This window comes from Corallococcus praedator, from assembly GCF_003612125.1.
Taxonomy (GTDB): Bacteria; Myxococcota; Myxococcia; order Myxococcales; family Myxococcaceae; genus Corallococcus; species Corallococcus praedator.
Window position 1 is genome coordinate 1 of record NZ_RAWI01000997.1, and the last position, 453, is coordinate 453.

At 50.3% G+C, this 453-nt stretch carries 1 protein-coding gene; it reads left to right on the forward strand.

The annotated features are described in order from the left end of the window. Positions 1–417: hypothetical protein (locus D7Y13_RS47445; protein WP_208734623.1), on the forward strand; the 417-nt coding region annotated here is incomplete at its 5' end. Positions 418–453: the final 36 nt, after the last annotated feature.

Sequence of the window (453 nt, forward strand, 5' to 3'; positions counted from 1 at the left end):
GCCTTGGACTTCATCTACGATCTTTTGGAACCTTGGCTCGTCCGTGGAACGCGGCGGGAACGCTTTGCCTGTTTTAACATCCTTGCCACCGACGCCAAGAATAGAGCTATTGAGGCTGCTTTACCGGGCTCAAAGCTACCTGCACTATGGAGCAACAAGAGTTTTTGGGGAGACCAACTCAGGCGGACGTGCCCCGCGGCATCGATCGAATTGGATCGGCTCGAGGGAACACAAAAATTCTTCAGGACGTTCTCGGTCGTCCTCTTCCTAATTACCTGCTACAGCAACTGGAAAATTCATGGCGTAGCCGCGTTCGCTGCATTTTCCGCGTTACTGATATGTTTCGGCTTCTACGTCGCCAAGCGAGCAGAGTGGAGTTACAGGTTACTAAAATGGGCGGTTTTGTCGAGAATTTGAGGGTACCGTTAACTTAATAATAATCTCGATTTAGGG